The organism is Streptomyces sp. NPDC101234 (assembly GCF_044767525.1).
GTDB classification, from domain to species: Bacteria; Actinomycetota; Actinomycetes; order Streptomycetales; family Streptomycetaceae; genus Streptomyces; species Streptomyces sasae.
This window is the reverse complement of record NZ_JBIWOA010000024.1, coordinates 97,770-123,740: the sequence shown is the minus strand read 5'-3', so window position 1 is coordinate 123,740 and position 25,971 is coordinate 97,770. Positions and strand designations below refer to the sequence as shown.

Annotated in this window: 28 protein-coding genes and 1 tRNA gene; 18 read left to right on the top strand and 11 right to left on the bottom strand. The window is 71.5% G+C overall.

The annotated features are described in order from the left end of the window. Positions 1-52: 52 nt before the first annotated feature. Positions 53-781 carry a hypothetical protein gene (locus ACIRR9_RS36140; protein WP_403760847.1) on the bottom strand — a complete coding sequence of 243 codons (729 nt, stop codon included), beginning with the start codon at positions 779-781 and terminating at the stop codon, positions 53-55. A gap of 47 nt (positions 782-828) precedes the next feature. Here ACIRR9_RS36140 and ACIRR9_RS36135 point away from each other — a divergent pair, with 47 nt between their 5' ends. Next, on the top strand, positions 829-1,017 hold the full coding sequence (locus ACIRR9_RS36135) for a DUF5703 family protein (protein WP_007380901.1): 189 nt from the start codon (positions 829-831) through the stop codon (positions 1,015-1,017). Positions 1,018-1,103: 86 nt separating this feature from the next. On the opposite strand, the gene ACIRR9_RS36130 is transcribed toward ACIRR9_RS36135, so the two are convergent. From ACIRR9_RS36130 to ACIRR9_RS36120, 3 genes are all read right to left on the bottom strand, one after another. Further along, on the bottom strand, positions 1,104-2,102 hold the full coding sequence (locus ACIRR9_RS36130; protein WP_403760844.1) for a chaplin: 999 nt from the start codon (positions 2,100-2,102) through the stop codon (positions 1,104-1,106). A 144-nt stretch (positions 2,103-2,246) separates the two neighbouring features. After that, entirely contained in the window at positions 2,247-2,480 is a 234-nt protein-coding gene (gene chpH, locus ACIRR9_RS36125; RefSeq protein WP_365346477.1) for a chaplin ChpH, read from the bottom strand. Positions 2,481-2,625: 145 nt separating this feature from the next. Then, positions 2,626-3,951, bottom strand: coding sequence for a M20/M25/M40 family metallo-hydrolase (locus ACIRR9_RS36120; RefSeq protein ID WP_403760841.1), 1,326 nt, complete (start codon positions 3,949-3,951; stop codon positions 2,626-2,628). 198 nt (positions 3,952-4,149) lie between these two features. On the opposite strand from ACIRR9_RS36120, the gene ACIRR9_RS36115 reads away from it, so the two are divergent. Both ACIRR9_RS36115 and ACIRR9_RS36110 read left to right on the top strand, forming a co-directional pair. Further along, positions 4,150-4,237 (top strand) — tRNA-Leu (locus ACIRR9_RS36115). A 148-nt stretch (positions 4,238-4,385) separates the two neighbouring features. Beyond that, positions 4,386-4,577 carry a hypothetical protein gene (locus ACIRR9_RS36110; RefSeq protein ID WP_403760838.1) on the top strand — a complete coding sequence of 64 codons (192 nt, stop codon included), beginning with the start codon at positions 4,386-4,388 and terminating at the stop codon, positions 4,575-4,577. 83 nt (positions 4,578-4,660) lie between these two features. Here ACIRR9_RS36110 and ACIRR9_RS36105 read toward each other — a convergent pair whose 3' ends face one another. Beyond that, entirely contained in the window at positions 4,661-4,888 is a 228-nt protein-coding gene (locus tag ACIRR9_RS36105) for a DUF397 domain-containing protein (RefSeq protein WP_365346481.1), read from the bottom strand. A gap of 3 nt (positions 4,889-4,891) precedes the next feature. Continuing rightward, positions 4,892-5,758, bottom strand: coding sequence for a helix-turn-helix transcriptional regulator (locus tag ACIRR9_RS36100; protein WP_123978331.1), 867 nt, complete (start codon positions 5,756-5,758; stop codon positions 4,892-4,894). A 241-nt stretch (positions 5,759-5,999) separates the two neighbouring features. On the opposite strand from ACIRR9_RS36100, the gene ACIRR9_RS36095 reads away from it, so the two are divergent. The 4 genes from ACIRR9_RS36095 to ACIRR9_RS36080 all read left to right on the top strand — a co-directional run bounded on the left by ACIRR9_RS36095 (position 6,000) and on the right by ACIRR9_RS36080 (position 12,566). Continuing rightward, on the top strand, positions 6,000-6,443 hold the full coding sequence (locus ACIRR9_RS36095) for an ATP-binding protein (RefSeq protein WP_365346483.1): 444 nt from the start codon (positions 6,000-6,002) through the stop codon (positions 6,441-6,443). Between the two features lie 334 nt (positions 6,444-6,777). Next, entirely contained in the window at positions 6,778-10,644 is a 3,867-nt protein-coding gene (locus tag ACIRR9_RS36090) for a Pls/PosA family non-ribosomal peptide synthetase (protein ID WP_403760834.1), read from the top strand. A 77-nt stretch (positions 10,645-10,721) separates the two neighbouring features. Next, the gene (locus ACIRR9_RS36085) at positions 10,722-12,095 is read left to right on the top strand and encodes a M1 family metallopeptidase (protein ID WP_365346502.1); all 1,374 of its coding nucleotides are present in this window, start codon (positions 10,722-10,724) and stop codon (positions 12,093-12,095) included. A gap of 48 nt (positions 12,096-12,143) precedes the next feature. After that, complete coding sequence (locus ACIRR9_RS36080; RefSeq protein WP_403760831.1) at positions 12,144-12,566, top strand: YchJ family protein; 423 nt, start codon at positions 12,144-12,146, stop codon at positions 12,564-12,566. Positions 12,567-12,589: 23 nt separating this feature from the next. On the opposite strand, the gene ACIRR9_RS36075 is transcribed toward ACIRR9_RS36080, so the two are convergent. After that, positions 12,590-13,291: a FadR/GntR family transcriptional regulator gene (locus ACIRR9_RS36075; RefSeq protein WP_123978327.1), complete on the bottom strand. Its 702-nt coding sequence runs from the start codon at positions 13,289-13,291 to the stop codon at positions 12,590-12,592. A gap of 182 nt (positions 13,292-13,473) precedes the next feature. On the opposite strand from ACIRR9_RS36075, the gene ACIRR9_RS36070 reads away from it, so the two are divergent. From ACIRR9_RS36070 to ACIRR9_RS36055, 4 genes are read left to right on the top strand one after another with little or no spacing between them, the layout of a single operon-like run. Then, entirely contained in the window at positions 13,474-13,995 is a 522-nt protein-coding gene (locus tag ACIRR9_RS36070; RefSeq protein ID WP_403760828.1) for a gluconokinase, read from the top strand. A gap of 46 nt (positions 13,996-14,041) precedes the next feature. Continuing rightward, complete coding sequence (locus tag ACIRR9_RS36065; protein WP_403760825.1) at positions 14,042-15,439, top strand: gluconate:H+ symporter; 1,398 nt, start codon at positions 14,042-14,044, stop codon at positions 15,437-15,439. 11 nt (positions 15,440-15,450) lie between these two features. Next, positions 15,451-16,209: an SDR family oxidoreductase gene (locus tag ACIRR9_RS36060; RefSeq protein ID WP_403760822.1), complete on the top strand. Its 759-nt coding sequence runs from the start codon at positions 15,451-15,453 to the stop codon at positions 16,207-16,209. Between the two features lie 14 nt (positions 16,210-16,223). After that, a complete protein-coding gene (locus ACIRR9_RS36055) occupies positions 16,224-17,231 on the top strand; it encodes an L-idonate 5-dehydrogenase (RefSeq protein WP_403760819.1) in 1,008 nt (335 codons plus the stop codon). Between the two features lie 261 nt (positions 17,232-17,492). Here the strand turns inward: ACIRR9_RS36055 and ACIRR9_RS36050 are convergent, their stop codons facing one another. The 3 genes from ACIRR9_RS36050 to ACIRR9_RS36040 all read right to left on the bottom strand — a co-directional run bounded on the left by ACIRR9_RS36050 (position 17,493) and on the right by ACIRR9_RS36040 (position 19,885). Further along, a complete protein-coding gene (locus ACIRR9_RS36050; RefSeq protein WP_403760816.1) occupies positions 17,493-18,116 on the bottom strand; it encodes a cytochrome b/b6 domain-containing protein in 624 nt (207 codons plus the stop codon). After that, the gene (locus ACIRR9_RS36045) at positions 18,100-18,840 is read right to left on the bottom strand and encodes a molybdopterin-dependent oxidoreductase (protein WP_403760813.1); all 741 of its coding nucleotides are present in this window, start codon (positions 18,838-18,840) and stop codon (positions 18,100-18,102) included. The genes ACIRR9_RS36050 and ACIRR9_RS36045 overlap by 17 nt, the downstream gene beginning before the upstream one ends. Before the next feature lie 73 nt (positions 18,841-18,913). Then, positions 18,914-19,885 (bottom strand): hypothetical protein, encoded by a 972-nt coding sequence (locus tag ACIRR9_RS36040; protein ID WP_403257021.1) that lies wholly within the window; start codon positions 19,883-19,885, stop codon positions 18,914-18,916. Positions 19,886-20,257: 372 nt separating this feature from the next. Here ACIRR9_RS36040 and ACIRR9_RS36035 point away from each other — a divergent pair, with 372 nt between their 5' ends. From ACIRR9_RS36035 to ACIRR9_RS36005, 7 genes are all read left to right on the top strand, one after another. Next, positions 20,258-21,169, top strand: a complete 912-nt coding sequence (locus tag ACIRR9_RS36035) for a DMT family transporter (protein WP_260328472.1) — start codon at positions 20,258-20,260, stop codon at positions 21,167-21,169. Positions 21,170-21,211: 42 nt separating this feature from the next. Further along, positions 21,212-21,730, top strand: coding sequence for an NUDIX hydrolase (locus tag ACIRR9_RS36030; protein ID WP_403760810.1), 519 nt, complete (start codon positions 21,212-21,214; stop codon positions 21,728-21,730). A 127-nt stretch (positions 21,731-21,857) separates the two neighbouring features. Then, the gene (locus ACIRR9_RS36025; RefSeq protein WP_316774507.1) at positions 21,858-22,250 is read left to right on the top strand and encodes a DUF202 domain-containing protein; all 393 of its coding nucleotides are present in this window, start codon (positions 21,858-21,860) and stop codon (positions 22,248-22,250) included. Beyond that, complete coding sequence (locus ACIRR9_RS36020) at positions 22,247-22,561, top strand: DUF202 domain-containing protein (RefSeq protein WP_260328471.1); 315 nt, start codon at positions 22,247-22,249, stop codon at positions 22,559-22,561. The genes ACIRR9_RS36025 and ACIRR9_RS36020 overlap by 4 nt, the downstream gene beginning before the upstream one ends. Positions 22,562-22,854: 293 nt before the next feature. Next, a complete protein-coding gene (locus ACIRR9_RS36015) occupies positions 22,855-23,151 on the top strand; it encodes a hypothetical protein (protein WP_403760806.1) in 297 nt (98 codons plus the stop codon). Between the two features lie 169 nt (positions 23,152-23,320). Next, entirely contained in the window at positions 23,321-24,343 is a 1,023-nt protein-coding gene (locus ACIRR9_RS36010) for a phosphotransferase family protein (RefSeq protein ID WP_403760803.1), read from the top strand. Between the two features lie 6 nt (positions 24,344-24,349). Beyond that, positions 24,350-25,564 carry an acyl-CoA dehydrogenase family protein gene (locus ACIRR9_RS36005; protein ID WP_403760800.1) on the top strand — a complete coding sequence of 405 codons (1,215 nt, stop codon included), beginning with the start codon at positions 24,350-24,352 and terminating at the stop codon, positions 25,562-25,564. Between the two features lie 72 nt (positions 25,565-25,636). Here ACIRR9_RS36005 and ACIRR9_RS36000 read toward each other — a convergent pair whose 3' ends face one another. Beyond that, on the bottom strand, positions 25,637-25,966 hold the full coding sequence (locus tag ACIRR9_RS36000) for a hypothetical protein (protein ID WP_365342209.1): 330 nt from the start codon (positions 25,964-25,966) through the stop codon (positions 25,637-25,639). Between the last annotated feature and the right edge of the window lie 5 nt (positions 25,967-25,971).

Here is a 25,971-nt window from a genome sequence, read left to right as displayed (position 1 = left end):
CCATCCGGCCTCACCCCCGGAAGGCACCACCGGCCGGCCGTTCAACCAGCGGTCAGCGCTCGGCGTCCAAGGGCTCCAGCTCCCCGTCCTCCTCGAGGTCGAGTTCGTCCAGTTCGTCGGTGTCCTCGACGTCTTCGGCGTCTCCGGCGCCTTCGATGTCCTCGTCGTCCTCGTCGTCGAAGACCGCGCTCACGTCGAACCTGCACACCACCCGCTGCGGATCGACCGCCTCGAACGGTGCCTCCAGCCACTCCCCCGGCTCGGCCGGCTCGTCCGCCGCGGTCACCCACAGCGTGGAGTCGCCCTCCTCCAGGCCGAACTCCTTGTGCCGGGAGGCGATCTCGTCCGGTTCGAACTCTCCGAACAGGATCCCCAGCGCCCCGTGGATCGTGCCGGCGGCGTCCTGGTCCGCGCCGGGACCGTCGTCGTACTCCGCCGCCTCGACCCGCTGGGCCTGTGCCAGCAGCCGCTGCGGTTCCGCCACGGCGTAGTCGCGGCGGATCAGCACACTGATCGCGTTCGGTTCCTCGGGGCCCGCATACGGGGGCAGCGAGTCCTCCGCACCGGGGATCTCGAAGGGTGTGACCTCGTCGTAGCGGTCGTAGAGCAGCTCGTCGTAGACCTCGGCGGCCGCGGCCAGCTGGTTGAACGCCTCGTAGACAGCGGGGTCGTCCTCCCCCGACCTGCGTTCGACCGCGGCCAGATGGCGGTCGAGCGCGGTCTTGACCGCCTCGGCGGCGGCGCGTACCTCGGCAGCGGTGGGCTGCGCAGCATCAGACATAGTGCAGACGCTATCCGTACCGGGCACCAGCCCGCACAATAGATGCGATGCCGGAATACGAATTTGTCGACGTGTACGTACCTCGCGGGGTTTCCCGCAAGGACGCCACACGTCTGCTGACGGACCATGCCGAGTACGGACACTGGGAGTTGGACCGACTGAGCCTCATGCGTGACGGCAGCCGCAGGGTGCGGTTGCGCCGGCGGATCATCCGCCAGGTGCGTGCCACATGGTGAGACTGGCCGAATGACGGAAGGGGCCCCGCAGTGACGGGGCCCGTTCCGTTCCACGCAGCGCCGCGGGAGCGTCACCTTCCGTGTGCTTACGCCGCGGCGCGCGCCCTGCGGTACAGCACCGCGCCCGCGAGCACCGCGCCCGCGCCCGCCGGGAGGGCGAGGCCCAGCGGCAGGTCACTGCCGGTGTGCGCGAGCTGCGCGACGGCCGGGCCGGGCTGGGTCACCGAGGTGCTGCCGAGGGGGCCGACGGAGGAGGAGACCCGGCCGCCGGTCGGGCCGGCCCCACTCCCGGAGTGACCCGGCGCCCCCAGGTGCTGCCCCGGCCCACCCGGCTGCCCCGGGGTTCCGGGGTGACCTGGCGTTCCCGGGTGGCCCGGAGTACCCGGGTGGCCCGGAGTACCCGGCTGGCCCGGAGTACCCGGCTGGCCCGGAGTACCCGGCTGGCCCGGAGTACCGGGCGGGACGCTTCCGTGCCCGCCATGACCGGGCGGCGTCCCATGTCCGTGCCCGCCATGACCACCGTGCCCGCCATGCCCGCCATGCCCGCCATGACCACCGTGTCCGCCATGACCCGGCGGAGGCGTGGGGTGGTCGCCGCCGGGGCCGTCGTGGTCTCCGTGGCCCCCGCCGTTGGCGCAGTCGTTGCCCACGGCGGTGTTGCCGATGCCGATCACGTTGACGCTGTTGCCGCACACGTTCACCGGTGCGTCGATCGGCGCCTGCACCGTGTTGCCCGACCCGACACCGGGCGAGCCCCCGGTGTGCCCGCCGGCGTGTGAGCCGCCGTGCGCCTCGTGGCCGCCGCCGTAGCCGCCGTAACCGCCCGTCGTGTCGCCTCCGCCACCGTGGTTGGCGCACTTGTTGCCCACCGACGGGTTGAGGGCGCCGATCACGTTCACGGTGTTGCCGCAGATGTTCACCGGCGCGTGCACCGGCGCCTGCACCGTGTTGCCGGACAGCACGCCGGGTGAGTCGGCGGCCGAGCCGACGGCCCCCGAGTCGGCGTGGGCGTAGCCGCTCGCCGCGGCGATCACACCGGTCGCCGCGACCATGGTCATGAGCCCCTTACGGGTCCCTTGTCGCATTTCTGAATTCCCCCCTGCCTTGGATCCTGACCTTTGCATTCCGCGGACATTCCGTGCGGAATACCCGCGGAAAAACCGGTCGGCCCCGGAGCGCGTGGCGCGCGCTCCGGGGCCGACGGAAAGACGCCCCTCAGGGAGTCGGCGTCACTTGTTGATGCAGGTGTTGCCGAAGGCGGGGTTCAGCAGCCCGATCACCGAGATCGTGTTGCCGCAGACGTTCACCGGGACGTGCACGGGAACCTGGATCACGTTGCCGGAGACGACACCCGGGGAACCCACGGCGGCACCCTGAGCACCCGCGTCGGCGACGGCCAGGCCCGCACCCGCGAGAACCAGACCACCAGTGGCAGCCGCAGCAGCGACGACCTTCTTGAGCATTATTCCTCCTTGTTGGCAATGCGGTCCCAAGTAGCGGATCGCATTACCTGTAACGAGGAGGGAGTAATGGAGCTACGAGCTTATCGTCGCATTCACTCTTTTCAGTCCACCTCGCACAGCCGCCCGATTAGCCGAAGCCATGGCTTCACGACGCGTCGATGAACCGGTCGAGCACCCGCACACCGAACTGCAGACCGTCCACCGGCACCCGCTCGTCCACCCCGTGGAACATGCCCGCGAAGTCCAGCTCCGGCGGCAGCTTGAGCGGCGCGAAGCCGAAGCCGCGGATGCCGAGGTCGTCGAAGGACTTGGCGTCGGTGCCGCCGGAGAGCATGTAGGGGATGGCCTTGGCCGTCGGGTCCTCGGCGAGCAGCGAGGACTGCATGGCCTCCACCAGCGTCCCGTCGAAGCTGGTCTCCAGGGCCTTGTCGGAGTGCACGTCCTCGCGGACCACGTTCGGGCCGAGGATCCGGTCGAGGTCGGCGAGGAACTCCTCCTCGTGGCCGGGCAGGAAGCGGCCGTCGACGTGCGCGGTGGCCTCGCCGGGGATCACGTTGACCTTGTAACCGGCGTTCAGCTGGGTCGGGTTCGCGGTGTTGCTGAGCGTCGCGCCGATGAGCTTGGCGATGCCGCCGAGCCGGGCCAGCGTGGACTGCATGTCCTCGGGGTCCAGTTCGGTGCCGAGCGCGTCGCCCAGCTCGTCGAGGAAGGCCCGGGTGGTCTTGGTGACCCGCACCGGGAAGGTGTGCCGGCCGAGCCGGGCCACGGCCTCGGAGAGTTCGGTGATCGCGTTGTCGCGGTGGATCATCGAGCCGTGCCCGGCGGTGCCGGCCACCTTCAGCTTCATCCAGTGCATGCCCTTCTCGGCCGTCTGGATCAGATAGAGCCGCCGCTGCTCGTTCACGGTGAAGGAGAAGCCGCCCACCTCGCTGATCGCCTCGGTGACGCCCTCGAAGAGGCCGGGGTGGCTGTCGACCAGGTACCGGGCGCCGTAGGTGCCGCCGGCCTCCTCGTCGGCGAGGAAGGCGAGCACGATGTCCCGGGGCGGCCGCCGCCCGCTGCGCAGCCGGTCACGCACGACCGCGAGGGTCATGGCGTCCATGTCCTTCATGTCGACGGCGCCCCGGCCCCACACGCACCCGTCCGTGACCTCGCCGGAGAAGGGGTGGTGGGTCCAGTCGTCGGCGTTGGCCGGAACGACGTCGAGGTGGCCGTGGATCAGCAGGGCGGGCCTGGACGGGTCCGTGCCCTCGATGCGGGCCACCGTGGAGGCGCGGCCCGGGTGGGACTCGAAGATCTCCGGGTCGAGGCCGACCTCGGCGAGCTTCTCCGCGACCCACTCGGCGGCCTTGCGCTCGCCGGGCCCGGAGTGGTCGCCGTAGTTGCTGGTGTCGAACCGGATCAGCTCGCGGCAGAGGTCGACGACCTCGTCCTCACCGGTGACGCCCTTGGCCGTGTCCGTCTCGCTCACGTCGATTCCTCCTGCTGTCACTGCCGGCCGGTCCCCGCCATCCTCTCTCCCTTCCCGCTCCGACCCCAAGACCGGTCCCGGCCCGTCACACGCCGTTCACGCCCGGCGGCCCCGGTACGGGGTGTGATCGGCCGCCCCTGAAAGCCTGGTAGTGTTTCCTTCGTCGCCGCGGGGGAAACCCCGCACGACAGACACCTTGTCCGGGTGGCGGAATGGCAGACGCGCTAGCTTGAGGTGCTAGTGCCCTTTATCGGGCGTGGGGGTTCAAGTCCCCCCTCGGACACCAGCTGAGACCCCTGTCGATCAGGGGTCTTTTGCTTTCCCCTGCGACCGCCGAGCACGCCGGGTCACCGCCGTGGAGTTCTCGCTGTGACAGTTCGCCGTATGCCTGCCGCCGAGGTTTCGGTCCCTGTGATCCTGCCACCGACCTGTCCGTGGCCTGGATGCTGTTCACCGCGCAGCAGCGTGCCGTTCTTCGGCGGGCGTACGGCCGCGCGGACGACGCGACATGGGAGCGGGCCCGGGGGTGGGCGCTCGCCCTGTCCCTGGTCTTCCTGTCGCACTCGGCGGACAACCCGCTGATGCACGATATCGGCGAGCGCGCCTTCCGCGCGGTGCTGGCGTAGCGGGCGGGAAAGAAACCCCTGCCGGGCAGGGGTTTCCGGTTTTCCGGGGAAGGGGTACGGGCGACCCGGTCGCTGCGGCCCGGTCAGCCGGCGCGGCCTATTCGGCCGTACCCGAGGGCCGCGGCGGAGGTGAACGCGGAGAGTGCCGCCCGGCCGACCAGCAGGGCGGGCCCGTCGGGCCGCTTGCTGTCGCGGACGGCGACCGTCGCCCCGTCGACGATCCCGCATTCCACGCAGTCGGACTGTGATGCGGACGCCGAGGACTTCCACCAGGTCACCGGCAGAGTCGACGCGTCGTCAACGTGCTTCATTCGCTATTCGTTCTTCCTTATCTGGGTGATCAGTTCCACCGACGCCTCGACGGACTCGGCGGCAGACGTGAGGCGTTGCCACGCGGCCCGGTGCGTGGAGACCCGATCACGTTCCTCGATGTACAGGGCGGAAGTCAGCCCTTCCTGGTGGACGACGTCCAGGTCCGTGTGCGGACCGAAGCCCAGGATGCTGAAGGTGCCGGTCAGCCCGGCGTGGAGGGGAGCGTCCGATCTCAACACCTGGATGTTGATGTTCGGCCGCCGCCCCATCGTAAGCAGGCGCCCCAACTGCTCGTACATCAGGGCGGGATCCTCGGTGGTGGAGCGCAGTGCCTGCTCGGAGACGATCGCCCAGAGCGCCAGCGGGTCGCTGTCGCGGGTGAGGACGGCCTGGCGTGCGAGCCGTACCTCGACGAGCGCGTCGACCCGTGCCTCGACCGCCTCGGACATGGCGGTCGCCCGGATGATCTCCCGGGCGTACTCGGCGGTCTGGAGCAGTCCGGGGACCATGCCCAGCTGCCAGGTGGAGACCGTCTCGGCCTCCGCCTCCAGGCTGATCAGGTCCTCGTACACCGGGGTGAGGACACCCCGGTACGAGTGCCACCAGCCGCGCCGGCCGCCCTCCTTGGTGAGCGTGATCAGGGCCGCGCGCAGTTCGTCGCTGACGTCACGGCCGAGTTCGGCGTACAGGGTGAGCAGCGCCTGGATGTCCGCTGCCTTGGGGGCCGTCTTGCCGGTCTCCATCCGGGACAGTTTCGAGGAGACGAAGGCTCCTTCGGAGTGCTCCGCGACCTCGTCGAGGGTCAGTTCGCCGCGCAGTTCGCGCAACTTCGCACCGAGCCGTCGCCGGCGCACCGTGGGCGTGCTCACGGATCCCCCTTCTGTCCGGTGAACTGCCCGACAGTCTGCCGTGGCCGCCCCGACCCTCGCCACCGGCTGACGACATGTGCCGCAAGTCTCCCAAGGAGATGCGCAATTTTTCACATCATGCGGGACGTATTGCGATCGACTGTGCCGTGAAGGCACCATGAATCCGGGAAATACGAAAGTGACCGCACTCGCATGGCGAAGCACCGTGCCTGCGTTGGGACATGCCCGTGAGGGGATCCACATGATCGAACGCCAGCGGAGCACCACGACCGAAATCCGTGCACTGCAAGTCGCCCCGCCGCCCGTCCTGTTACTGGCGAGCGAGCCTCAGTCGGCCAGGGCGGCACGGCTGTTCGTGAGCGACTTCATCACACACCACGCCCCGGGCGCCTCCCGTGACCACATCGCCGCGGTCGCCCTGGTCACCTGCGAGCTGGTCACCAACTCCCTGCGCTACGAGACCGACCCGGACGACCCGGTCCGGCTCCTCATCGACTCCGACGGCTCCCGGACCCGGGTCGAGGTGCACGACCCGCTGAGCCGCCACCCCCGGCTGCGCCCCATCTCCGTCGAACGGGACCGGGGGCGGGGGCTGCTCATCCTGGACGCGCTGTGCTCGGGCCGCTGGGGCGTGGGCAATCTGCCCTGGGGCAAGTCCATCTGGGCCGAGGTCAGCGCCGCCTGACCCCACCACCGCGACGGCCGGTTCCGTGGCGACCCACTCCCCTCCCCGCCACGGCACCGGCCGTCGCCGTACACACCTTCGGACACGCGGAGTTGGCCCGTCTCACGCTGTGTGGTCCATCTCTCGTCACGGGCGGATCATGCCTGGTCAGAGGTTTGTTAAGGTTTAAACGACTAGCCCGAACGGCGGCTTTCGAGTGGCTGTCAGATGAACGGAAGCCTAGCGTCGTACTAACATTTCCGGTTTGTTACCCAGCCGGACCCGGACACCCCCAGGCACACCTGGGAACCCGCCGGCGCCCCGGAGGGTTCCGGGAACGAGACGCGAGGACCGGATGGCAGCCATAGACGAGAGCAGTGCTCTCGGCCTGCTCGACGAAGAGATCCGCGAGGAGTTCGGGGACACGGCCCGATTTTCGGCCGGGGCGGCAGCGTCGCCGCGCACGCTCGTGGACGTTTTCGAAGCAAGTGTACGGACTCACCCCGATGAGCCCGCACTGGACGACGGCACCACCCAGCTCACCTACCGCGCGCTCGCGGTGGAGGTGGAGCGGCTGCGGCGGCGGCTCGCCGCGGCGGGGATCGGGCTCGGCGACCGGGTGGGCGTGCGGGTGCCGTCCGGTACCAACGATCTGTACATCGCCGTGCTCGGCACCCTCGCGGCCGGTGCCGCCTACGTGCCCGTCGACGCCGAGGACCCCGACGAACGGGCCGCACTGGTGTTCGGGGAAGCGGAGGTCGCGGCCGTCCTCGGCGAGGGGCTGCACATCGACGTCCGGCGCACGGACGGCCGTACCGCCGGACGCCCCGGCACCGAGCACGACGCCTGGATCATCTTCACCTCCGGTTCCACCGGCAAGCCCAAGGGCGTCGCCGTCACCCACCGCAGCGCCGCCGCCTTCGTGGACGCCGAGGCCGCGCTGTTCCTGACCGAGGAGCCGATCGGACCCGGCGACCGGGTCATGGCGGGCCTCTCGGTGGCCTTCGACGCCTCCTGCGAGGAGATGTGGCTGGCGTGGCGCTACGGCGCCTGTCTGGTGCCCGTGCCCCGCTCCCAGGTCCGCAGCGGCGCCGATCTCGGCCCCTGGCTGGTCGAGCAGGAGATCACCGTCGTCTCGACCGTGCCGACCCTGGCCGCGCTCTGGGAGCCCGAGACCCTCAACGACGTCCGCCTCCTCATCTTCGGCGGCGAGGCCTGCCCGCCCGAGCTGGCGCAGCGCCTGGTGACCGAGGGCCGCGAGGTCTGGAACACCTACGGGCCCACCGAGGCCACCGTGGTCGCCTGTGCCGCCCTGATGACCGGCGAGGAGCCGATCCGCATCGGGTTGCCCCTGAACGGCTGGGAGCTCGCCGTCGTGGACGACGCGGGCGAGCCCGTGGCCCTGGGCGAGAGCGGCCAGCTGGTGATCGGCGGGGTAGGCCTGGCCCGGTACCTCGACGCCGAGAAGGACGCGGAGAAGTACGCGCCCCTGGAGTCGCTGGGCTGGAAGCGGGCGTACCGCAGCGGTGACCTGGTGCGGGCCGACCGCGAGGGGCTGGTCTTCCTCGGGCGCGCCGACGAGCAGATCAAGCTCGGCGGCCGTCGTATCGAGCTCGGCGAGGTGGACGCGGCCCTGCAGGCGCTCCCCGGTGTCGCGGGCGCCGCGGCGGCCGTACGGACCGCGCGCAGCGGCAACCAGCTCCTGGTCGGCTATGTCGTCACCCAGGACGGCTGGGACCACGCGGCCGCAGTCGAGAAGCTGCGCGCCGAGCTGCCCGCGGCCCTCGTCCCGCTGCTCGCGCCCGTCGCCGAGCTGCCCACCCGTACCTCCGGCAAGGTCGACCGCAACGCCCTCCCGTGGCCCCTGGAGGGCCTGGAGACCGGCGGCCCGGCCCAGCAGCTGTACGGCACCGAGGCCTGGCTCGCCGAGCAGTGGACCGAGGTCCTCGGCATCCCGGTGGGCAGCGCCGCCGACGACTTCTTCGCGATCGGCGGCGGCAGCCTGTCCGCCGCCCAGCTCACCACCCGGCTGCGCACCCGCTACCCGAGCGCGGCCGTCCTCGACATCTACCAGCAGCCGGTGCTGCGCAAGCTGGCCCGCCGCCTGGAGGAGTCCGCGCACGACGACTCCGCGCAGCGCACCATCGCCCCGGTGCCCCGCTCCGCCCAGTTCGTGCAGCTCCTGCTGCTGCTCCCGCTGTTCACCCTTCTCGGGCTGCGCTGGACGGTCGTCCTCGCCGCGCTCGGCAATGTGCTGAGCGGCTACGGCTGGCTGCCCACCGCGCCCTGGTGGCTGGTCGGCCTCGGCGCGGTGGCCCTGTTCACCCCGCCCGGCCGGATCGCGATCGCGGCCGGTGGCGCGCGGCTGCTGCTGCGCGGTGTGAAGCCCGGCAGGTACGAGCGCGGCGGCTCCGTCCATCTGCGGCTGTGGGCGGCGGAGCGGCTGGCCGAGTTCAGCGGGGCGACCACGCTGACCGGGTCCTGGCTGGAGCGGTACGCGCGGGCGCTCGGCGCCAAGATCGGTCCCGACGTGGACCTGCACTCGCTGCCGCCGGTCACCGGCCTGCTCAGGGTGGGACGCGGCGCGGCCGTGGAGTCCGAGGTGGACCTGTCCGGCTACTGGCTGGACGGCGACCGCCTGGAGATCGGCGCGGTCCGGATCGGCGCCCACGCGGTCGTCGGCACGCGCAGCATGCTCTTCCCTGGCGCCCGCGTCGGCAAGCGGGCCGAGGTGGCCCCCGGTTCGGCGGTCACCCGGCAGATCCCGACCGGTCAGCGCTGGGCCGGCGCCCCGGCCGTCAAGCTGGGCAAGGCCAAGCGGAACTGGCCCAAGCAGCGGCCGCAGCGCGGCACGTACTGGCGGGTGATGTACGGCCTGACGGGCCTCGGTCTCAGTGCGCTGCCGGTGCTCGCCGGTGCCGTCGCGCTGCTGGTCGCCGGTCGTTTCGTGGCCCCGGGGGACGGCCTGGCCGAGGCCCTGCGGGGTGCGTCGCTGGCCCTGGTCCCGGCGACGCTGGCCTTCGGCCTCGCGTACGCCCTGCTCATCCTCGTCTTCGTACGACTGCTCAGCCTGCGCCTGCGGGTCGGCACGCATCCCACGCACAGCCGGATCGGCTGGCAGGCGTGGACCGTGTCCCAGCTGATGGACCGCTCCCGCGAGACCCTGTTCCCGCTGTACGCCGGACTGGTCACGCCGGTGTGGCTGCGGCTGCTCGGGATGCGGATCGGGCGGGGTGCCGAGGTGTCGACCGTGCTCGCGCTGCCGAGCCTGACGACGGTCGGCGAGGGCGCGTTCCTCGCCGACGACACGCTGACCGCGCCGTACGAGCTCGGCGGCGGCTATGTGCGGATCGGGCGCGCGGAGATCGGGCGGCGGGCGTTCCTCGGGAACTCCGGGATGACCGCGCCGGGCCGCAGTGTGCCGGACGGCGGTCTGGTGGGTGTGCTGTCGGCGACGCCGAAGAAGGCCAAGAAGGGCACCTCGTACCTGGGGCTGCCGCCGGTGAAGCTGCCGCGCAGCGCGGCCGACGGAGACCAGAGCCGGACCTACGAGCCGCCGGCGCGGCTGCTGTGGGCGCGGGCCCTGGTGGAGACGTGCCGGATCGTGCCCGTGCTGTGCTCGGTGGCGCTGGCCGGACTGACGGTCGCGGCGCTGTGCGCGCTCGGTGTGTGGGCGCCGCTGCTGTCCGGCCTGGTGCTGCTCGGCGCCGGTGCGGCCGCGGGCCTGGTGTCCGTGCTGGCCAAGTGGCTGCTGGTCGGGCGGCACCGCAGCGGGGAGCACCCGCTGTGGAGTTCGTTCGTGTGGCGCAACGAGCTGGCGGACACCTTCGTGGAGGTGCTGGCGGTGCCGTGGCTGGCGGGCTCGGTTCCGGGTACACCCTTGATGACGGCCTGGCTGCGCGGCCTCGGGGCGCGCATCGGCAAGGGTGTCTGGGTGGAGAGCTACTGGCTTCCGGAGACGGATCTGGTGACCCTGGAGGACGCGGCGACCGTGAACCGCGGGTGTGTGCTGCAGACTCACCTCTTCCACGACCGGATCTTGCGGACGGATACTGTTGTTCTCCGTGAGGGCGCCACGTTGGGTCCTGGCGGGATCGTGCTGCCCGGCAGCATGATCGGGGCCCGTACCACCCTGGGTCCCGCGTCGCTCGTCATGGCGGCGGAGTCGGTTCCCGACGACACCCGCTGGCTCGGCAATCCGATCGAGGCATGGCGTCCCTGAGCGCGGGCCGCTCGGTTGCCGCGGGCATCGGCGCACCGAGAGACGGTTCCAGCAAGGCGCAGGGAGCGAACGCGGAAGTGGCAGTGCAGCAGTCAGCGGGTCCGGACCCGTATTTCCCGGACAACGGCGATTCCCGGTACCGGGTGCATCGCTATGAGCTCATGCTGGACTACCGGCCCGGACCCAATCGCCTCTCCGGCATGGCCCGCATCAACGCGATCGCGGGCCGTGCCGCGCTGCCCGAGTTCCAGCTGAACCTGGCCGACTTCAAGATCGGCCGGATCCGGGTGGACGGCCGCCAGCCGCACTGGACGCACCGGGGCGGCAGACTGCGGATCAAGCCGGCGAAGCCGCTGCGGGCGGGGGCCGCGTTCACGGTGGAGATCCACTGGTCGGGCAACCCCAAGCCGGTGAACAGCCCCTGGGGCGGGATCGGCTGGGAGGAGCTGACGGACGGCGCGCTGGTGGCGAGCCAGCCGACCGGCGCGCCCTCGTGGTTCCCGTGCAACGACCGGCCGGCCGACAAGGCGTCGTACCTGATCTCGGTCACCTGCCCGTCGGCGTACTCGGTGGTGGCCGGCGGCCGGCTGCTCACGCGTACCACCAAGGCGTCCACGACGACCTGGGTGTACGAGCAGGCGGCGCCGACGTCGAGCTATCTGGTGAGCCTGGCGATCGGCAAGTTCCAGACCGTGCTGCTGGGCGACCCGGGCTTCGGCGGGGTGCCGATGCACGGCCACATACCGGCCCATCTACTGCCGGAGTTCTCAAGGGACTTCGCACGGCAGCCCGCGATGATGGACCTGTTCCAGCGGCTGTTCGGGCCGTACCCCTTCGACGAGTACGCCGTGGTCGTCGCCGACGAGGAGTTCGATGTCCCCGTCGAGGCCCAGGGGTTGTCGCTGTTCGGCGCCAACCACGTGGACGGGGCGCGGGGTTCGGAGCGGCTGGTGGCGCACGAACTCGCCCACCAGTGGTTCGGCAACAGCGTGTCGATCGCCGACTGGCGCCACATCTGGCTGAACGAGGGGCTCGCCAAGTACGCGGAGTGGCTGTGGTCGGAGCGGTCCGGCGGCCGTAGCGCCCAGCAACTGGCCGCCGTGGCCCACCGGTTGCTGTCCGGGATGCCGCAGGACATCCGGATCGCCGCCCCCGGCAAGAAGGCGATGTTCGACGACCGGCTCTACGAACGCGGCGGGGTCACGATCCACGCGATCCGCTGCGCGCTCGGCGACGAGCGGTTCTTCCACATGCTGCGCGCCTGGGCGGGGCTGCACCGCGGCGGGGCCGTGACCACGGCGATGTTCACGGCCCATGTGAACCGGTTCGCGGACGAGCCCCTGGACGGTCTCCTCGACGCCTGGGTGCACCGTACGGCGCTGCCCGCGCTGCCCGTCCAGACCGTCCCGGCGCGTCCGGCCCAGCCGCCCACCAACGCCGAGTCGGCCTAGGCGGGCGGATCGTCGGGACAGGCGGGCGGATCGTCGAGAATGGAGCCCATGTCCCGACGCACCTCGCAGTCCAAGCGGCAGCACGGCTCCGCCCCGGTCCCCACCCCCGCCTGCCCGTGCGGTCTCGCGGAGACGTACGAAGAGTGCTGCGGCCGGTTCCTCCGGGGAGCGGCCGTGGCGCCCACGGCCGAGCGGCTGATGCGCTCGCGCTACAGCGCCTTCGTCCAGCGCGACGAGACGTACCTGCTGCGGACCTGGCATCCGCGGACGCGCCCGCCCCGGATCGACTTCGAGCCGGGGATGCGCTGGACCGGCCTGGAGATCCTGGGGACGACCGACGGTTCGGCCTTCCACACCACCGGCACCGTGACCTTCCGCGCCTCCTTCAAGGGCGGCTCACTGCACGAGCGCAGCCGGTTCGAGCGGCTGGACGGGGCCTGGGTGTACGTGGACGGGGAGTTCCAGGACTAGGGCTTCGGGGACTGCCCGAGGACCTACGGCGCGAGGATGTCCAACTCCTGCAGGGCGCCCACCGTGATCTCGCGGGTGAGCTGTTCCGCGCGGGCCGCGTCGCCCTCCCGTACCGCCTCGGCGACCTGGACGTGGAGGGTGACGGCGGCCGGGTCCGGGTCCTCGAACATCACCTCGTGGTGGGTACGGCCCGCGAGGACCTCGGCCACCACGTCGCCGAGCCGGGCGAACATCTCGTTGCCGGACGCGACCAGGATCACCCGGTGGAACGCCATGTCGTGGACGAGGTACCCCTCCAGCTTGTGGCCGCGTGAGTTCGCCACCATGCCGAGCGCGCACTCGGTGAGCTCGGCGCACTGCTCCGCCGTGGCGTGCTTCGCCGCCAGGCCCGCCGCCACCGGCTCGATCGCCGAGCGCAGCACCGTGAGCGAGCGCAGCTGGTGTGGGCGGTCGGCGCCCGCCAGCCGCCAGCGGATGACCTGCGGGTCGTAGAGGTTCCAGGCGGCCTTGGGCCGGACCGTCACGCCCACCCGGCGGCGGGACTCGACCAGGTGCATGGACTCCAGCACCCGGACCGCCTCGCGCATCACGGAGCGGGACACCGCGAAGTGCTGGGCCAGTTCGTCCGTGCGCAGGACGCTGCCCGGCGGGTACTCGCCCGCGGTGATCGCGGGGCCCAGGGAGTCCAGTACGCGGCCGTGCAGCCCCCGGCCCGGTGTGCTCATGCACTCAGCGTACCGAGTGGATCACAGACCTAAAAAGTCAGACTTATATGTCACACACCCTTGAATTCGTCGTACCTAATGGGTTTCAGTGAGGCCGACACCGGATGTCGTAGGCCGGTGTCGCTCGTCGAGGGCATGCGCCGTCTCGTCGAGGAACCCCCGAGGTAGACAGCGAGGCAGCGATGCGGACCCCCCACGTCGTCGTGGTGATGGGCGTAGCCGGTACGGGCAAGACCACGATCGGTCCCCTGCTCGCCGCCCGGCTCGGCGTCCCGTACGCCGAGGGCGACGACTTCCACCCGCCCGCCAACATCGCCAAGATGTCGGCCGGGCACCCGCTCGACGACGCCGACCGGTGGCCGTGGCTGGACGCCATCGGCTCCTGGGCGCACGGGCGGGAGGGGCTGGGCGGGGTGGTCAGCAGCTCCGCGCTGAAGCGGTCGTACCGCGACCGGCTGCGCGCCGCCGCCCCCGGCGTGGTGTTCGTGCACCTCACCGGCGACCGGAAGCTCATCGAGGACCGGATGTCGCACCGGCAGGGTCACTTCATGCCGACGGCGCTGCTGGACTCCCAGTTCGCCACGCTCGAACCGCTGGCGGCGGACGAACCCGGCGTCGCCGTGGACGTCTCCGGCACCCCCGAGGAGATCACCGCCCGCGCCGTACGGGCGCTGGACGCGCTGCCCGACCGCACCCCGCGGTAACCGAACGCCCCACTCCCCCTTCGTCCCCACAACTCCAAGGAACCCCGTGACCAGACTCAGCGTCGAGATGCTGGCAGCGGACACCGTCGCGCCCATCACCTCGGCCGGACACGCCCGGCTGGGCATCGCCGTGCTCGCGGGCATCGCGGTCATCGTCCTGCTCATCACCAAGTTCAAGCTCCACGCCTTCCTGGCGCTGACCATCGGCTCGCTCGCGCTGGGCGCGTTCGCCGGGGCACCGCTCGACAAGGTCATCACCAGCTTCACCACCGGCCTCGGCTCCACGGTCGCCGGCGTGGGTGTCCTGATCGCGCTCGGGGCGATCCTGGGCAAGCTGCTGGCCGACTCCGGCGGCGCGGACCAGATCGTCGACACGATCCTCGCGAAGGCCGGCGGGCGCGCCATGCCGTGGGCGATGGTGCTGATCGCCTCCGTGATCGGCCTGCCGCTCTTCTTCGAAGTCGGCATCGTGCTGCTCATCCCGGTGGTGCTGATGGTCGCCAAGCGCGGCAACTACTCCCTGATGCGCATCGGCATCCCGGCCCTCGCGGGCCTGTCCGTGATGCACGGCCTGGTGCCGCCGCACCCCGGCCCGCTGGTCGCGATCGACGCGGTCCACGCGAACCTGGGTGTGACCCTGGCCCTGGGCGTGCTGGTCGCGATCCCGACCGTGATCATCGCCGGTCCGCTGTTCTCCAAGGTCGCCGCCCGCTGGGTGGACGTCCAGGCCCCCGACCGGATGCTCCCGCAGCGCCCGTCGGAGGAGCTGGAGAAGCGTCCCGGCTTCGGCGCCACCCTCGCCACGATCCTGCTCCCCGTCGTCCTGATGCTGGCCAAGGCGCTGGTGGACATAGTCGTCGACGACCCGACGCACACCGTCCAGCGCGTCTTCGACGTCATCGGCTCCCCTCTGATCGCCCTCCTCGCGGCCGTGATCGTCGGCATCTTCACGCTGGGCCGCCCGGCCGGGTTCTCCCGGGAGCGGGTCTCGCGGACCGTCGAGAAGGGCCTCATGCCCATCGCGGGCATCCTGCTCATCGTGGGCGCGGGCGGCGGCTTCAAGCAGACGCTGATCGACTGCGGTGTGGGCCAGATGATCCTGGAGATCTCCAAGGACTGGTCGATACCGGCGCTGCTGCTGGCCTGGCTGATCGCGGTGGCGATCCGGCTCGCGACGGGCTCGGCGACGGTCGCCACGGTCTCGGCGGCGGGCCTGGTGGCTCCCCTCGCGGCCGACATGTCGACCGCCCACACCGCCCTCCTCGTCCTCGCCATCGGCGCCGGCTCGCTCTTCTTCAGCCATGTCAACGACGCCGGCTTCTGGCTGGTCAAGGAGTACTTCGGACTGAGCGTCGGCCAGACCCTCAAGACCTGGTCCGTCATGGAGACGATCATCTCGGTCGTCGCGGGCGGTCTGGTCCTCCTCCTGTCCCTCGTGATCTAGGCGGTACGACGATGACGGCTCACCCCCTCTTCGACATCAGCGGCCGGGCCGCCCTGGTCACCGGCTCCAGCCGGGGCATCGGCCACGCGCTGGCCCGGGGCCTGGCCCGGGCCGGCTGCACGGTGGTCCTCAACGGCCGGGACCCGGACCGGCTGGCCGAGGCCGCCGCCGGGATCCCCGGCTCCCATGTGGCCGCGTTCGACGTGACCGACGGGCCGTCGGTGGCCGCCGGCATCGCGGAGGTGGAGGAGCGGGTGGGCCCGCTCGACATCCTGGTCAACAACGCGGGCATGCAACTGCGCGCCCCGCTCCTGGAGTTCACGGACACGGACTGGCACCGCATCCTGAACACCAACCTGACCAGCGCGTTCCTGGTGGGCCGGGAGGCGGCCCGGCACATGACGGCCCGCGGCCACGGCAAGATCGTCAACATCTGCTCGCTGCAGAGCGAGGTGGTCCGCCCCGGCATCGCGCCGTACGCGGCGACCAAGGGCGCGCTGAAGATGCTCACCAAGGGCATGTGCGCCGACTGGGGCCCGCACGGCGTCCAGGTGAACGGCCTGGGCCCCGGCTACATCGAGACCGAGCTGACCCGGCCCCTCGTCGACGACGAGGAGTTCAGCGCCTGGGTGCGCCGCCGCACCCCGGCCGGCCGGTGGGGCCGTACGGAGGACCTGGTGGGCGGGGTGCTGTTCCTCGCCTCCCCCGCCGCCGATTTCATCAGCGGACAGGTGCTGTACGTCGACGGTGGCATGACGAGCGTGCTGTGAAAGGGGCGGGGCGGATGCTGGGTTGTGTGATCCATGGTGAGGGCGACCTGCGGGTGGCGGAACTGCCGTCCCCGCAGCCCGGCCCCGGCCAGGTCCTGGTCGACGTCCGCTACGGCGGTGTCTGCGGCTCGGACCTGCACTACTGGCGGCACGGCGGGGTCGGCGACTTCCGGCTGCGCGAACCGATGGTGCTGGGCCACGAGGTGGTGGGCACCGCCGTCACCGGGCCGCTCGCGGGCCTGCCGGTCGCGGTGCACCCGGCGACTCCGTGCGGGGTCTGCCCGGAGTGCGCGGACGGCCGGGCGAACGTCTGCCGGGACACCCGCTACCTCGGCAGCGCGGCCCGCTTCCCGCACGTCCAGGGCGGGTTCGCGGCGCGGCTGGCCGTACCGGCGGGCCAGTTGCGGCCCCTCCCGGAGGGGCTCGGCCTGCGCCGGGCCGCACTCGCCGAACCCCTGTCGGTCGCGCTCCACGCGGTGCGCCGGGCCGGGGCGGTGGCCGGGAAGCATGTGCTGGTCACCGGGGCCGGCCCGATCGGCTGCCTGGTGGTGGCGGCGCTCCGTGCGGCGGGCGCGGCCCATGTCACGGTCACCGATCTGCTCCCGGAGGCGCTGCGCTACGCGGCGATCGCCGGGGCGGACACGGTCGTACGGGCCGACGATCCCGCGGACTCCGGATGGCCGACGGAGGTCGATGTGGCGATCGAGGCGTCGGGGGTGGCGGCGGGCCTGGACACGTGCCTACGGCTGGTACGCCGCGGTGGCGTCGTCGTCCAGCTGGGCATGCTGCCGCCGGGCCGGTCCCCGTTCGCCGGGAACCTGGTGGTGAGCCGGGAGATCGAACTCCGGGGCGCGTTCCGCTTCGACGGGGAGTTCGACGAGGCGCTGGAGCTGCTGGCCCGGGAGCCCGCGTTCGACGGCCTGATCAGCGCGGTCGTTCCGGTACGGGAGGCCGAGGAGGCGTTCCGGCTGGCCGCCGACCGAAGCAGCTCCTGCAAGGTGCTGCTGGACTTCGAGGCCTGAGACTGCCGCCGAAGCCCGACGGCACGGCCGGCCCGGCACCGTCGGACTCCGCCGTCCCGGCTGATCACCGTTGCGGCGGGATGCAGTGGGCCTGCGGCAGGTTTCCTCCGCCGGGACGGCGATCAGCCACGGCGGTGGTGGTCGGCGGTGCCGAACCGGCCGTCGAAGTCTCGCTCCCGTCGGTGTCCCTTCAGCAGACCCCGTCGAAGTCTCGCTCCCGTCGGTGTCCCTTCAGCAGGCACCCGCCCTCGTGCCGCAGGGCTATGGTCGCCACAGGGGATGCTCGCGCTTCGCCCACTCTCGGCTCACCTTGCCCGTCCGCAGGCCCCGGCGGGCCTCCGGGTCGGCCATGGCCATGCCGACGTGGCCCGCCAGGACGACGCCGATCGTCAGTGCCAGCCAGTCGTGGACGAAGGTGGCCGAGGTGCGCCACATCAGGGGCGTGAGGTGGGTGAACCACATCATGAGGCCCGTGGCCAGCATGACCAGGGTCGCGCCGGCGATCCAGTTCGCGTAGATCTTCTGGCCCGCGTTGAACTTGCCCGCCGGCCGGGAGGACGGGCGCTTGTCGCGGGCCAGAGCGGCCCGCAGCCAGAGTCTGTCGTGGGGGCCGAAGCGGTTGAGGAAGCCCAGGTCGGCGCGGAAGGCGCGGGAGGCCAGACCGAGGAGGACCGGGACGGGCAGGGCGAGGCCCGCGCACTCGTGGATGCGGACGACCAGTTCGCGGCGGCCGACGAGAACCGCCAGCTCCGGGATGTAGAGGCACGCGGCGGTCAGCACGCAGACACCCATCAGCGCGGCCGTCGTGCGGTGGATCCAGCGCTCGGCGGCGGTGAACCGGTGCAGCCGCTCCGTCGCGGCCGGTGCCTCAGCTCGTAGGGTCATCGTCGCGTCCGTTCGAGCGGCCGACCCAGGCGTCGACGTCGTAGCCGAGCTTCTCCCAGTATCCGGGCTGGACCTTGTCCGTGACCGTGATGCCGGAGAGCCACTTGGCCGATTTGTAGAAGTACATGGGGGCCACATAGAGGCGGACCGGGCCGCCGTGGTCGTGGCTGATCTCCTTGTTCTGCATGCGCAGCGCGACCAGGATGTCCGGCCGGCGCGCCTGGTCGAGGGTGAGGCTCTCGGTGTACGCGCCGTCGAAGCAGGTGAAGCGGATCGCCTTGGCGGTGTCCCGGACACCCGCCAGGTCCAGCAGGTGCGAGAGGCGGACACCTTCGAAGGGCGTGTCGGGGACCCGCCAGCCGGTGACGCACTGGACGTCCTTGACCAGCTTGGTCTGCGGCAGGGCCCGCAGGTCGTCCAGGGTGTAGGTGTGCGGCTTGTCGACCAGTCCGTCGATCTTCAGCTGGTAGTTCGCGGCGGTCTTGGTCGGCACCGACCCGGTCACCGAGTAGTAGCGGAAGCCGCCGCCGTTCGGGAGAAGCCCGGTCAGGCCCGTGGGGTCCTTCCCGGAGAAGGTGCCGAGCACCGACTCGGTGACGCGCTGCAGCACCGGCGCGGTCACCACACCGAGCGCGCCGAGGCCGAGGGTGCCGAGGAACACCCGGCGGCCGATCGGGCTGCCCTGCTCGGTACGCCGTGGCTCCTCGGATTGTTCAGAGTTCACGTACTCATTCGAACACTCCCGGGGCGGGCGCGGCCACGGAATCGGCGGTCCGTAAGGAATCCACAACCTCTTCTCATGAACCTCCCAGCGCGCGTTCCCGGGCCGCCCGGAACGCCTCGCACGGGTCGCGGTCCGGATACGACCAGGGTGTCGGGGTGGCATGGCGGCCGATGCGCTGGAAGAGGGCCGCGGCCTCGGCGTACCGGCCGGCGCCGGAGGTGGCGTGGGCGAGGTGGTTGAGGTCGACATGGCGGCGCGGATGCTCCTCGATACCCCATTCCAGCCACCAGTCGAAGGCCGCGGTCAGGGCGCGCCGGGCGGACGGCTCGTCCCAGTGGCCGGCGGCGGCCGGGTCGGCGGGGGCCCGGCCGGTGACGGCCAGCACACGATGGCGTTCGGCGTACGCGACGACGGGGAGGACGGCGAGCGGTGAGTCGGCCGGGGCCTCGGCGGCCGAGCGTTCCGCGAAGGCGCACAGTTCGTACGTCCCCTCGGCCTCGGTCTCCGCGAGACGGGCGGCCATCAGGTGGTGTGCGTGGTGGTGCTCGGGATGACGGCGGCACACCTCGCCGAAGGCCCGGCGGGTCTCGTCGTCGGTGCCCAGGTACCGGGCCAGCAGCAGCCGGCCGAGCCATGGGGTGGGGTCGGCCGGGGCGAGCGCGGCGGCGCTGCCGCAGGCCTCGCCGGCCCGCTCGGGCCGCTCCTTGCCGCGCAGGGCGCGCCGGACCAGGGTCAGGGCGTACAGGGTGGTGGCGCCGGCCGAGCCGGGCTCGGCCAGCAGCCACTCGCGGGCCCAGGCGATGGCGTAGGGCTCGCGGGCGAGGACGGTGGCCCGGTGGCCGCGCCGATCCCAGTCCTCACCCGTATGGAGCAGCAGGGAGCGGGCGGACTGCCAGCGGCCCTGGGCCAACGCGGCACGGGCGGAGATGAGTTCGGCGTCGTCGAGGGCGTCGTCGGGACAGTGTTCGCACCCGGGGTGCGCTGCCGCGCGGGAACCTTCGGCGACGGCCCGGCCTGGGCCTAAGAGGGGCGGGGTTGGGGGCACCGCGGAACTTCCTGGTTGTCGGGCTGCCATCGGCCGATCACGCACAGCAAACCCCCAGCCAAGACTTTGCGTCAAGCTGAACACTGCTGGTCCTTCGTTCAACTACCGTCGGCAGAACGGAACTTGACGCGCGCCTGGGGCCGGTTGGCGTACCGTGACCGTAGGGCTTCCGGTTCCGGCTGTGGCGTGCGCCATGGCGCGGGCCGCTCGTGCGTCGGACCATGGCAGTACGTTCCGGTGCCGCCCCGACCCACCGTCCGTGATCGGCCCCGGCGACGTGTCCGAGTCCGTCACCCGGTTCCGGTACTCCCGGAGCAATCCCCATCCGGCAGCGCTACAGTCGGCCACTACGCACCCCCGTAACCCGGCCGCATGATCGAGGTACGCAGCGTGTCCGTTCTGGTACTGGTTCTCGCCGTGAGTGCCGCCTGTTGCCTCGGCTTCGGGTTCGTGCTCCAGCAGAACGTCGCACAGAAGGCCCCGCTCAGCGATTTCCTCTCGCCCCGCCTGCTGCTCGACCTGATGAAGGTGCCGCGCTGGCTCGGCGGCATCGGCCTCATGGTCGCCGGCATGATCCTCGGCGCGGTCGCCCTGGGCAAGGGCGAGATCTCCCTGGTCGAACCGCTGCTCGCGACGAACCTCCTGTTCGCCCTCGCGCTCTCCCGGCACCAGACCAAGCACCCCCTCAGCCACCAGGGCTGGGCGGGCCTCATCCTGCTCGCGGGCGGCGTCACCACGTTCATCGTGGCGGGCGAGCCACGCGGCGGCCACGCCATCGCCGACCCGCTGCGCCACTGGCTGATCATCGGTGTGACGGTCGGCATAGCCCTGGTGCTCACCACCTACGCCAAACGCTCCCGCCTCAGCGCGGGACCGACGCTGCTCGCCCTCGCCGCCGGCCTGCTGTACGGCGTCCAGGACGCGCTGACCCGGGTCACCGGCACGCGCTTCTCCGAGGGCGGCATCATGGAGGTGCTGACCGGCTGGCAGCCGTACGGCGTGCTGGCCCTCGGGGTCACCGGGCTGATCCTCGTGCAGAGCGCCTTCGAGACGGCGGAGCTGCGCATGTCGCTGCCCGCGCTCACCGCGGCCCAGCCGCTCGCCGGGATCCTGTGCGGCGTCGGCTTCCTCGGGGACCGGCTGCGCACCGACACCGGGGCGCTGGCCTGGGAGGCGGCGGCGCTGGCGGCGATCGTGGCGGGCATCGTGCTGCTCGGGCTGCATCCGGCGATGCCGCGCGGTACGGCGCCGAGGGAACCCTCGCTGGACCTCCAGCCGCGCTGACGCCCGCTGACACCCGCGGCCGCCGGCTGCTTGGATGGCGGCATGAGCGCTGCTGACGAAATCCTCGACATCGTCGACGAGAACGACCAGGTCACCGGGCAGGCCCCGCGCGGCGAGGCGTACGCCCGGGGCCTGCGCCACCGCTGCGTCTTCATCGAGGCCCGGGACGCCGCCGGCCGCCTCTTCGTCCACCGTCGCACCGCGACCAAGCTGGTCTTCCCCTCCCTGTACGACATGTTCGTCGGGGGCGTGGTCGGCACCGGCGAGTCCTACGAGGACGCGGCGCTGCGCGAGGCCGAGGAGGAACTGGGTGTGAGCGGGCTCCCCCGGCCGACGTTCCTCTTCAAGTTCCTGTACGAGAACGGCGCGGGCCAGAGCTGGTGGTCGGCGGTGTACGAGGTGCGCTGCGAGCTGCCGGTCCAGCCCCAGGTGGAGGAGGTGGCCTGGCACGACTTCCTGACCGAGGAGGAGCTGGCCGGGCGGCTCGGTGAGTGGGAGTGGGTGCCGGACGGGCTGGCGGCGTGGGAGCGGCTGCGGGAGTGGCGGGGCGGCCACATGTGAGCGGGGGCGGCGCCGAGAAACCAAGGGGCGCGGGGCTGTATCGATATCCGGCTCCGCCGCGTGGGCGCGACCAGCCCCCACCGGCCCGCAGCCGAAGGACCGGCCGTCCCCGGTAGTCTTCCTATACGTGATCGAATTCGCGCGGAACGTCCGTTTGTGGTTCGCCCCCGAGGTAGTCCGGCAGGAGGGCACGACGCCCGACTACCGCTTCTCCCTCGCCAACGAGCGGACCTTCCTGGCCTGGCTGCGCACCGCCCTCGCCCTGATCGGCGGCGGCTTCGCCGTGGACCAGTTCCTGCCCGACCTCCGCTGGGGCTGGCGCGTCGGCCTCGCGCTCGCGCTCCTCGCCGCCGGCGTGCTGTGCTCGCTGCGTGCCGTGAACCACTGGATGCGCTGCGAGCGGGCGATGCGGCGCGGTGAGGATCTGCCGGTGTCCCGGTTCCCGGCCCTGCTGAGCGTGGTCGTCGCCGTGGTCGCCGTCGCGATGGTGATCGTCGTGCTCGTCGGGTGGGAAGGGTGACCGAGCCGCGCCGCGACCCGGGGCTGCAGCCGGAGCGGACCCGGCTGGCCTGGCGGCGTACGACGCTGTCGGCGACCGTCGCCGCCATACTCGCCGCGAAGACCGCGCTGCACGGCTCCGCCTCGGCCGTGGGAGTGGCCGCCTGCGCCGCGTGCGGTCTGCTCTGGCTGGGCTTCCTCCTGGTCGCCAACCGCCGTATCCGCGCCCTCGCCACCACCGACCGCCCCCGGGCGCTGCCCCCGCGGCAGGCGACCGCGGCGGTGCTGTGCACGGTCGCGATCGCGGTCTGCGCCGCCGCACTGGTCGTATGAGCACCTGCTCCTGAGCGCCTACCCCGGCTCCGGCGGGCCGACCGACACGACCAGGGTGTCGCCGCCGACGGTGTCGAAGACGGCGGCCACTCCTTGGGGTCCCTGACCTCGCCGTACTCCAGTACCCCGGGTCCGCCGTACCGGCTGTAGCTGAAGCCCTTCATGCAGCCGACCCTCCGGGGTACTCGGGCGCCACGCAACCGGGATACCCGTATATGCACCGTTTGCGTGGCAGCCTGTCCGTCGGCATCACGCCACACTCCTGAACCCCGCACACCCTGAAGGTGAGCAGCATGACCACCCTTCATCAGGAACACACCGCGCACGGCCACAGCCACGGACCGGACTGCGGGCACGACCAGGTGCCGCACGGCGACCATGTCGACTACGCGCACAACGGGCATCTGCACCGCGAGCACGGCGGCCACTGGGACGAGTGCGAGCCCGACACACATGTCACCCACGACGGCCACGACCACCGGCACGGCGACGGCTGCGGACACACCGGCGTGCTGCACGGCGATCACATCGACTATCTGCACGACGGCCACCGGCATGCCGAGCACGACGGCCACTGGGACGACCACTGAGCCGGCCCCCGCATCCGTGACGGCTACCCGCTCTGCGCGCGCGGGGAGCCGTCGCCCGTCGGTCGGGTCGTAGGGTGGTCCCGGTCACGTTTGGCTCACCCGCTGGACGACATACCGACTGGTCGGCATCATAAGTCGGGTCCTGTTCATTCGTTCGTAGGAGCGATGCATGAGCCCCGACCACCCGCCCGGACTGGATCTCGACCGGCTGCGCGGTCTGCTCGACCACGAGCGCCCCGGCCTGGTGACCGGTCCGCTGACCGGAAGGCTGATCGAGGGCGGACGGTCGAACCTCACCTACGCGATCTCCGACTCCACCTCGAAGTGGGTCGTACGACGGCCGCCGCTGGGCCATGTCCTGGCCACCGCGCACGACATGAAGCGCGAGCACCGGGTGATCAGCGCTCTGTACCCGACCGAGGTGCCGGTGCCTCGCCCGGTGCTGCTGTGCGAGGACGAGGAGGTCCTCGGCGCGCCGTTCTACGTGATGGAGTTCGTGGAGGGCACCCCGTACCGCACCGCCGACCAGCTCGCCCCGCTCGGCCCGGAGCGCACCCGCAACGCGGTGCTGTCCCTCGTGGACACGCTGGTCGAGCTGCACGCCGTGGACCCCGAGGAGGTCGGCCTCGCCGACTTCGGGCGGCCCGAGGGCTTCCTGGACCGCCAGCTGCGCCGCTGGGGCAAGCAGCTGGACGCCTCCCGCAACCGCGAGCTGGCCGGCATCGACGAGCTGCACGCGACCCTGGGCCGCCGGCTGCCCGACTCCCCCGCGCCCACCGTCATCCACGGCGACTACCGCCTCGACAACGTCCTGATCGGCGACGACGACCGCATCAAGGCGATCCTCGACTGGGAGATGTCGACGCTCGGCGACCCGCTGACCGACCTGGGCCTGCTGGTGATGTACAGCCTGCCGCTGGGCGCGCCGGACTCACCGGTGTCGACGACCGCCGAGGCGCCCGGCCACCCGGCCCCGCGGGAGCTGGTCGAGCGGTACGCGGCCCGCTCGGGGCGGGACGTCTCGCAGATCGCCTGGTACACGGCGTTCGCCTGGTTCAAGCTCGCCGTGATCCTGGAGGGCATCCACTACCGGTACACGCTGGGCCAGACGCTCGGGCAGGGCTTCGACCGCATCGGCGAACTCGTCCCCGTCTTCATCGACCACGGACTGACCACTCTTCAGGAAGGCTGACCGGCCATGGACTTCGCGTTCGACGCGCGCACCGAGGAACTGCGCGCCAAGCTGCTCGCCTTCATGGACGAGTACGTCTACCCGGCCGAGGCGGTGGCCGAGGAGCAGCGCGCCGCGCTGGCCTCGCCGTGGGACACCCCGGCCGTGGTCGAGGAGCTGAAGGCCGAGGCCCGCAGGCAGGGCCTGTGGAACCTCTTCCTCCCCGACGCCGAGTACGGCGCCGGCCTCACCAACCTCCAGTACGCGCCCCTCGCCGAGATCACCGGCCGCTCCCCGCACCTGGGGCCGACCGCGCTGAACTGCGCGGCCCCGGACACCGGCAACATGGAGGTGCTGGCCCAGTTCGCCGACGAGGCGCAGAAGAAGCAGTGGCTGGAGCCGCTGCTGGCCGGTGAGATCCGCTCCGCGTTCGCGATGACCGAACCGGAGGTGGCCTCCTCCGACGCCACCAACATCACCACGTACATCGAGCGGGACGGCGACGACTACGTCATCACCGGCCGCAAGTGGTACATCTCCGGGGCGATGAACCCGGACTGCAGGATCTTCATCGTGATGGGCAAGACCGACCCGGACGGCGCCGACATCCGGCGCCAGCAGTCCATGGTGCTGGTCCCGCGTGACACCCCGGGCGTCACCGTGAAGCGGGCGATGCGGGTCTTCGGGTACGAGGACCACTCCCACGGCGGCCACGCCGAGGTGATCTTCGACCACGCGCGCGTGCCGGTCGCCAACCTGATCGGCGAGGAGGGCGGCGGCTTCGCCATCGCCCAGGCCCGCCTGGGCCCGGGCCGTATCCACCACTGCATGCGGCTGATCGGCATGGCCGAGCGGGCGATCGAGCTGATGTGCCGCAGGGCCGTCTCCCGCCAGGCCTTCGGCAAGGCGCTGGCCCAGCAGGGCGTGGTGCACAACTGGATCGCCGACGCGCGGGTGACCGTCGAGCAGCTGCGGCTGCTGGTCCTCAAGACGGCCTGGCTGATGGACACCGTCGGCAACCGGGGCGCCCACGCCGAGATCCAGGCCATCAAGATCGCCACACCGCGTGCGGTCGTCGACATCATCGACCGGGCGATCCAACTGCACGGCGCGGGCGGTGTCAGCCAGGACTTCCCGCTGGCCGAACTGTACGCGGCGGCACGCACGTTGATGATCGCCGACGGCCCGGACGAGGTCCACCAGCGGTCGCTGGCGCGCCGGGAGCTGAAGAAGTACCTGTAACAGAGCAGTCAGAAGCACCGGAAAGGCCCCGGCGTCATCGCCGGGGCCTTCCTCACTTCGTCACGGGGCCGCTCACGCGGGTGAGCCGCCCGCTTCGAGGTACTGCCGGTAGACGAGGTCCAGCAGGGCCGCGTACGCGTGTTGCGAGCGGGCGATCTCCAGATCGGCGCCCGTGGCGGCCTCACCGAGCCGGTCGATCCGCTGCATGAGCTCCTGGAGCTCTGCGAGGACATCGACCGGCGCCGGCTTGAAGATCCCGCTCTCGACGAACCGGATCACCGTCGTCACGTACTCGTCGGCGCCTGCCAGATCACTGTGCGCGAGGACCAGTTCCCCCGTCGAACCGCTTCGCGGGAACGGCATGCGGCGCCACAGCATGTAGGCGTCCATGAAACTCAGCATCTTGC